Origin of the sequence: uncultured Sphingomonas sp. (assembly GCF_946477935.1) — a bacterium.
In the GTDB taxonomy this organism is placed as follows: domain Bacteria; phylum Pseudomonadota; class Alphaproteobacteria; order Sphingomonadales; family Sphingomonadaceae; genus Sphingomonas.
Window position 1 is genome coordinate 1 of sequence record NZ_CAMLAC010000290.1, and the last position, 3803, is coordinate 3803.

4 protein-coding genes are annotated in these 3803 nt (G+C 69.4%); 1 reads left to right on the plus strand and 3 read right to left on the minus strand.

What is annotated here, in order from left to right; all coding sequences use genetic code 11:
- The first annotated feature begins 95 nt into the window (after positions 1-95).
- On the plus strand, positions 96-611 hold the full coding sequence (locus Q0U08_RS18560; protein ID WP_298093192.1) for a Smr/MutS family protein: 516 nt from the start codon (positions 96-98) through the stop codon (positions 609-611).
- Here the strand turns inward: Q0U08_RS18560 and dapE are convergent.
- The 3 genes from dapE to Q0U08_RS18575 are packed head-to-tail and all read right to left on the minus strand — an operon-like array spanning position 589 to position 3721.
- Positions 589-1707 (minus strand): succinyl-diaminopimelate desuccinylase, encoded by a 1119-nt coding sequence (gene dapE, locus Q0U08_RS18565; protein WP_298093188.1) that lies wholly within the window; start codon positions 1705-1707, stop codon positions 589-591. The two genes, Q0U08_RS18560 and dapE, sit on opposite strands and share 23 nt — an antisense overlap.
- Positions 1704-2366, minus strand: a complete 663-nt coding sequence (locus Q0U08_RS18570; RefSeq protein WP_298093189.1) for a glutathione S-transferase family protein — start codon at positions 2364-2366, stop codon at positions 1704-1706. Before Q0U08_RS18570 ends, dapE begins: the two co-directional genes overlap by 4 nt.
- A gap of 32 nt (positions 2367-2398) precedes the next feature.
- Positions 2399-3721: a M28 family peptidase gene (locus tag Q0U08_RS18575; RefSeq protein WP_298093190.1), complete on the minus strand. Its 1323-nt coding sequence runs from the start codon at positions 3719-3721 to the stop codon at positions 2399-2401.
- Positions 3722-3803 lie beyond the last annotated feature (82 nt).

Below are 3803 nucleotides of genomic sequence, written 5' to 3' on the forward strand. Positions count from 1 at the left end.
GCTGCTCCCTGTCGGCACGCTTACGCGGTTGCAGGCGGGGGCGGGCGGTGGTGCGGTCCCTCAATACTGACGAGGCGCTGCTGTGGCAGCGTGTGATGGCGAGCGTGCGGCCGCTGCGCGCCGCGGTCGTGCCCGCACGGCCGGCGCCGGTGCCGGTCGAGGCGGAAACCCTGCCGACGCCGGGGGCGCCCAAGGTGCGCGGGCGGGTGCCGCCGGTGCGTCAGCCGGTCGTTGTCGCGCCCCCGGTGCGCAAAGGGCCAGGTGAGACGCTGGATGGCGGGTGGGACAAGAGGCTGACGCGCGGGGCGGTGATCCCGGACAGTTCGATCGACCTGCATGGGCATACGCTGGCATCCGCACATGCGATGCTGGATCGGGGGCTGGAGCGCGCGATAGGGCGCGGCGACCGGCTGTTGCTGCTCGTCACGGGCAAGCCGCCGCGGCCGGAAAGCGAGCGCCCGCATGCGCGCGGCGCGATCCGTGCGGCGATTGCCGACTGGCTGGCGGGGTCGCGCCATGCCGATCACATCGCGGCGGTGCGCGGCGCGCATCCCCGCCATGGCGGGCAGGGTGCGCTCTATATCGTGATCAGGCGCCCGCGCGAGCGATGATCCCGGCATAGATGCGGGTGAGCGCGTGGAGATCGTCCACCGCGACCGCCTCGTCGACCTTGTGCATGGTTGCGTTGAGCAGGCCGAATTCGACGGTGGGGCAGAGTTTCGAGAGGAAGCGCGCGTCCGAGGTGCCGCCGGTGGTGGAGAGTTCGGGACGTAACCCCGTCTCGTCCTCGATCGCTTCGGACACCAGGGTGGAGAAGGCGCCGGGCTCCGTCAGGAACGCCTCGCCAGAGATGCGGCCGGTCACCTGGGCGCCGGGGGCGTGCGCGGTGGCGATGGCGGCGATGCGGTCGAGCAGTGCGTGGCCCGAGTGTTCGTCGTTGAAGCGGATCGAGAGGCGGGCCTGGGCGGTGGCGGGGATGATGTTGTGTGCAGGGTTGCCGACGTGGAGGTCGGTGACTTCGATGTTGGAGGGCTGGAACCAGGCGTTGCCGGTGTCGAGGGTGATGGCGTCGATATCGGCGAGGATGGCGATCAGGCGGGTGATCGGGTTGTCGGCGAGGTGGGGGTAGGCGACGTGGCCTTGTCGGCCGGGCACGGTGATCCAGATGTTGACCGAGCCGCGGCGGCCGATCTTGACCATGTCGCCGAGGCGCGCGCTGGAGGTGGGTTCGCCGACGAGGCACAGGTCGGGGCGCACCCCGCGTTCCGCCATGCGGTCGATGAGCGCGCGGGTGCCGTAGGTGGCGGGGCCTTCCTCGTCGCCGGTGATGATGAGGCTGAGCGGGGCGGCGGCTGGCGTGATGGCGCAGGCGGCGATGAAGGCGGCGACCGCGCCCTTCATGTCGACGGCGCCGCGGCCGTAGAGCAGGCCGTCGCGGACCTCGCCGGAAAAGGGGCTGCCGGTCCAGCCATCGCCCGCGGGCACGACATCGACATGGCCGGCGAAGGCGAGATGGGGCCCGGTACCTTCGCGTATCGCCAGCAGGTTTTCGACCGGGCCGTCCGGTGCCTCGCCGACCACGAAGCGATCGACCGAAAAGCCGAGCGGGATCAGCGCCGATTCGAGAATGTCGAACACCGCGCCACGCGCCGGCGTGACGCTTTCGGCGCGGAGCAGCTCTTGCGCGAGCGCGAGGACGTCCGTCATGCGGTCGGCTGCTCGAACCGTTCGATCAGCCATTCCTCTTCCTGCGCGGCGGCGATCCAGTCCTGCATGAAAGGATGCTGGAGAACGGCATCCATATAGCCGACCGCGAAGCGCGCGATCGGAAGCTGATAGGTGACGATGCGGGTGACCACGGGGGCGAACATGATGTCCGCGGCGCCAAAGCTGCCGAACAGGAAATCACCGTCGCCGCCGAAGCGGGCGCGCGCTTGTGCCCATAGTTCCATGATACGGGCGAGATCGACCAGCACGTCGTCATCGGGGCGGACGGCGGGATAGACCTGGCGGATGTTCATGCTGTGCTTGCGGCGGAGCGCGGTGAAGCTGGAATGCATTTCCGCCGCCATCGAGCGGGCCATGGCGCGCGCGGCATCGTCCGCCGGCCAGAAACGGTCGCGGCCGACCTTGTCCGCAAGATAGTCGACAATGGCGAGGCTGTCCCACACCACCGCGTCGCCATCCCACAGGATCGGCACCTTGCCCGAGGAGGGCGCGAACTCCGCGCCCTCGCGCCTGGCGTCCCAGTCCGCGTCGTAGAGCGGCACGACGACCTCCTCGAAGGGGAGGCCGGACTGCTTGGCGGCGAGCCAGCCGCGCAGCGACCAGGACGAATAGGCCTTGTTGCCGATGATGAGCTTCATGCCCCCGTGCCTAGCGGGCCGGGGGCGCGGGCTCAATCCGCCTTGGGGCGCCCGCCGGACTTCCATTCGGGGGCGGCGTCGCTGTTGGCGAGGTTGCGAATGGGGTCGACCAGTGAGGCGATCGCCTGGGTCATGAAGGGAAAGTCGATCGCCGCGATCGTGTCGGTCGGCTGGTGATAGGTCGGCACCACCGCCCAGCCCGACAGGGTGTGCGCGACGACGCCGCGCAGCGCGAGCGAATAGTTGTCGGAACGGCGGAAGAAGTTCTGGTCCGGATAGGGATCGGGGGCGAGGCGGGCGCCGTGGGCGGTCAGCCGCTCGCCAAGGTCGGAACGTTCATAACCGGTTATCATCAGCGCGCCCCTGGGCAGCTTGGGGTCCTGTGCACCGATCATCTCGAACTCGATATTGGCGGCGATGCGCTCGACGGGGATGGGCAGGTGCGCCCCGAAATATTTCGAGCCGAGCAGGCCGACTTCCTCGGCGCCGAACGCGCCGAACAGGATGCCGCGCTTCATCGGCTTGCCCGCCGCCAGCGTGCGGGCGAGTTCGAGAACCGCGACGGTGCCCGACGCGTCGTCGTTCGCGCCGTGCATGATCCGGCCATCCTCGACGCCGAGATGGTCGAGATGCGCGGAGAGCAGCAGGACGCCCGCGGCGGGATCGGTACCGGGCAGATAGCCGATCGCATTGCTGGTTTCGGCGCGTTCCTCGCGAAAGGGGAGGTCGAAACGGACCGGCTGGCGCCGTGCCTTGGCGGCGAGATCGGTGAGCGCGGCGACGGGAAGCGCGGCGATGGTCGTGCCCTGCGCGCCATCGTCGGCAAGCCGGACGCCAAGGGAGCGGCCGACCGCCCAGGGTGCCTCCGGTTTTTTGGTGGCGGGGCCGATGATGAGCGTGGCGCCCTTTTCCCGCGCGGCCCCCACCGCGGCGGGGAAATCGTCCGCACGGCCGGTATAGATGATGATCGGGGCACCGTTGCGGATGGCGGATGCGCGGCGGACGATCTGTGCCTGACCGGTGACGGTGCCGCCGGGCGAGCGGACGAGCGTCAGGCCGGGAATGGGCGTGGTGCCGACCATCAGCATCGGCGGCGCGGCGACGAAGCGGCGCACCACGGGGGCTTTCTGGATATAGCCGGTCATGCCGGGCGGGGGCTTCAGGCCATATGCCTGGAACTGCGTGGCGACATAGGCGGCAGCGATCGCCTCGTCCCGTGTCGCACTGCCGCGACCGGCGAGCTCGTCGCCGGCGAGGAAGGTTTCGTGGGCGCGAACCCAGTCGGCGCTGACCTCCTGTGCGGATGCGGTCGCGCAGGTGGCGAGTGCGAGTGCGGTGAGGCTGTGTTTCAGCATGATGGTTCCCCCCTATGTCGTGTTGCCTTTGCCCCTGTCTCTTATACACATCTCCGAGCCCACGAGACGTAGAGGAATCTCG

What these genes read in the sequence shown, in the direction of transcription:
- Q0U08_RS18560 (WP_298093192.1), top strand. Translation starts at nt 96, where the DNA reads ATGGCGAGCGTGCGGCCGCTGCGCGCCGCGGTCGTGCCCGCACGGCCG.
- dapE (WP_298093188.1), bottom strand. Translation starts at nt 1,707, where the DNA reads ATGACGGACGTCCTCGCGCTCGCGCAAGAGCTGCTCCGCGCCGAAAGC.
- Q0U08_RS18570 (WP_298093189.1), bottom strand. Translation starts at nt 2,366, where the DNA reads ATGAAGCTCATCATCGGCAACAAGGCCTATTCGTCCTGGTCGCTGCGC.
- Q0U08_RS18575 (WP_298093190.1), bottom strand. Translation starts at nt 3,721, where the DNA reads ATGCTGAAACACAGCCTCACCGCACTCGCACTCGCCACCTGCGCGACC.